The sequence below is a fragment of the Caulobacter sp. CCH9-E1 genome (genome assembly GCF_001556515.1).
In the GTDB taxonomy this organism is placed as follows: Bacteria; Pseudomonadota; Alphaproteobacteria; order Caulobacterales; family Caulobacteraceae; genus Caulobacter.
Window position 1 is genome coordinate 1 of sequence record NZ_LSJA01000331.1, and the last position, 2852, is coordinate 2852.

General features: G+C 68.2%; 4 protein-coding genes. 2 read left to right on the plus strand and 2 right to left on the minus strand.

Annotated elements, in window-relative coordinates; translation table 11 throughout:
• Positions 1 to 145: 145 nt before the first annotated feature.
• Both AX690_RS19200 and AX690_RS19205 read right to left on the minus strand, forming a co-directional pair.
• Positions 146 to 742 (minus strand): DUF3052 family protein, encoded by a 597-nt coding sequence (locus AX690_RS19200; RefSeq protein WP_066683557.1) that lies wholly within the window; start codon positions 740 to 742, stop codon positions 146 to 148.
• Between the two features lie 2 nt (positions 743 to 744).
• The gene (locus AX690_RS19205; protein ID WP_066683558.1) at positions 745 to 1548 is read right to left on the minus strand and encodes a crotonase/enoyl-CoA hydratase family protein; all 804 of its coding nucleotides are present in this window, start codon (positions 1546 to 1548) and stop codon (positions 745 to 747) included.
• 181 nt (positions 1549 to 1729) lie between these two features.
• Between AX690_RS19205 and AX690_RS19210 the strand changes: the two genes are divergently transcribed.
• Together AX690_RS19210 and AX690_RS19215 are read left to right on the plus strand one after the other, a co-directional pair.
• A complete protein-coding gene (locus tag AX690_RS19210) occupies positions 1730 to 2092 on the plus strand; it encodes a response regulator (protein ID WP_066683559.1) in 363 nt (120 codons plus the stop codon).
• Between the two features lie 49 nt (positions 2093 to 2141).
• Positions 2142 to 2753, plus strand: coding sequence for a pyridoxamine 5'-phosphate oxidase family protein (locus AX690_RS19215; protein WP_066683561.1), 612 nt, complete (start codon positions 2142 to 2144; stop codon positions 2751 to 2753).
• The last annotated feature ends 99 nt before the right edge of the window (positions 2754 to 2852 follow it).

Consider the following 2852-nt stretch of genomic DNA (forward strand, 5'->3'; position numbering starts at 1 on the left):
GATAGCGGAGCGCGACCCCTCACCCGACCGCCTTCGGCGGCCACCCTCTCCCGCAGGGGGAGAGGGAAGCCAGTCCGACCAGGGTCGCAAGCGGACGTTGAAATCTACGCCCCACCGTCCGCCCGCCACCGCGCGATGAACGGCTCTAGCCGCCCTTGCGCCTCACGAACCGCAGCGCGGTGTGGGTCGCTGAGAATGCGCAGACCTTGGTGTCCGTGAACCCCAGGCCTCGCACCGCTTCGAGGATTTCGACGTCCTTCAGCGGCGCGCCCTTGCCCTTGCGCGCGACCACCCAGATCGCGCCCTTGTCGGCCAGGGCGCCCTTCCAGTCGTCCATGCGGTCGAGGTCGGCCAGGTCCTCGGCGGCCAGGAACAGGAGGTCGATCCCCTCCTCGGCCTCGACCGGCTCCACGCGCGTGCTTAGCTCGTCGAGGAAGGCCTCGTCCTCGACGCCGTCGATCACGACGGTCATGCCGGGCTTCACCCCCAGCTTGTCGAGGCGCGAGGGCGGGTTGAGGATGGCGTGGACCCACTTGTCGGCCTGGCCGGGCTCCAGGGTGAAGCGGGTGCCGTCGCTGAGCACCAAGTCATCTCCCTCGGCGCGGACGTTCTTGAGGGCGTGACCCTGGTAGATGCCGCGATAGGCGCCGCGGAAGATCAGTTTCGGCGGCTCCCACAGGAGCTTGCCCTCGCTCTCGCCGTCGGACAGCTGGCCCCAGACGCCGCTGGCTTCCTTGCCCATCCTCAGGCGCCCTTGAAGACCGGCGCGCGCTTTTCGAGGATCGCCTCGACGCCTTCCATGTGGTCCTCGGTGTGGTGGGCGATCGCCTGGGCGGCCGCGCTCATCTCCATCAGCGTGTCGTAGCTGGCGGTCTGGCCGTGCTTGAGCAGGCTCTTGGCCATGCGCAGGGCGTGCGGCGGCTGCTGGGCGATCCGCTCGGCCAGGGCCAGGGCCTCGCCCATCAGGTCGGCGTGCGGCACGGCCTTGCTGACCAGGCCCCACTCGGCCGCCTTGGCCGCGTCGATGACATCGCCGGTGAACAGCAGCTCGGCCGCGCGGCTCATGCCGATCGTGCGCGGCATCAGCCAGGCGCCGCCGTCGCCGGGGATCAGGCCGAGCTTCAGGAAGGTGACGCCGAACTTGGCCGTGTCGGCGGCGATGCGGATGTCGGTCATGCAGGCCACGTCGCAGCCCAGGCCGATGGCCGCACCATTCACCGCCGCGATCGACGGGACCTCAAGGCCGTAGATGGCCCGCACGATGCGGTGGATGTTCTTGCGATAGCCGTCGCGCACGGCCACGCCGTTGCCGGCGAAGGCGCCCTCGCGCGCCTTCATCGCCTTGACGTCGCCGCCGGCCGAAAACGCCTTGCCCGCGCCGGTCAGGATCACGCAGCGGATGTCCTGGTCGTCGTTGATCGCCTCGCAGGCCGCCGCCACCTGGTCGCCGTCGCCCGGCGCGCCCAGGGCGTTCATCGCGTCCGGCCTGTTCAGGGTCAGGATGGCGACGTGGCCGCGCTTCTCGGTGAGGATCAAGGGTTGGGACATGGACGAGGGCGCTCCTGCTGTTCTTGTCTGCTTGGCTTTCCATAGCGTGGTTCGCACGTCCGCGCAGCCATCGGCTGGAAGTCACTCAACCAAAGCGGTATCATCGATCACGAAAACGCGACTGGCGCGCGAGGACGCGTCGTCATTGATATATAGTGGGACTCGATAGAAAGCAGCGGCGATGACCGTGCACGCAAAGGCCCGACATGTATTGATCATCGAGGATGAAATCCTCGTGGCCTTCGAGGTCGAGGCTCTTCTTGCCGAACAAGGCTTCACCAGCTTTGACATCGCGGACTGTCCAGCCGACGCCTTGGCCCTGGCGGTCGCTCATCCTCCAGACTTGATCACCGCGGACTATCGCATCGTCGGAGGGACTGGTGTCGAGGCCGTGGAAGCCATCCAAAGTCGCCTGGGCCACATCCCGGTCGTCTATGTCACCGGCAACGCCGACCAGTTGAAGGGCCGCTTCAAGCCCGTCGTCGACAAGCCGATCTCGCCACGCCATCTGGCCGAGGCCTGCGCCCGCGCCTTCGCCAGCTGATTTGCCGATCGCCCAGGCCGCCCCTAAGCTCGGACGGGGAGGACACGGCATGGACATCACCACCATCGAGGCCTTGGAGGCGCTGTATCAGCCCGCCCCGCTCCCGGCCTCGACCGTCAAGGTCAGCGACCACATCACCCCACACTACGCGGCCCTGATCCAGGCCTCGCCGTTCGTGGCCCTGGCGACCGTGGGCCCGGAAGGCCTGGACTGCAGCCCGCGCGGCGACCTGCCCGGCTTCGTCCGCATCGCCGATCCCAAGACGCTGATGCTGCCCGACCGGCGCGGCAACAATCGCCTGGACAGCCTGCGCAACATCGTCCGCGACCCCCGCGTGGCCCTGCTGTTCCTGATCCCAGGCTCGGGGACGACCTTCCGCGTCAATGGCCGCGCCAGGCTCAGCGCCGATCCGGATCTGCTGGACAGCTTCGCCGTCGACGGCAAGCCGCCCCGCACGGTGACCATCGTTACGGTCGACGAAGCCTATTTCCAGTGCGCCCGCGCCATCGTTCGTTCGGGTCTTTGGAAGGCCGAAAGCCACGTCGATCCGAAGACCATCCCCTCCCCCGGCGCCATGCTGGCGGCCGTCACCGCAGGCGAGGTCGGCGGCGAGGCCTATGACGCGGGCTGGGCCGAGCGGGCGGCCAAGACGCTGTGGTGAGTGGGTTCGCCATGGGTTGATCCAAGGGCGGCTATGGGTGGGTTGCGGACCAAATCCTCCCCCCAGCGGGGGAGGTGTCGGCGAAGCCGACGGAGGGGG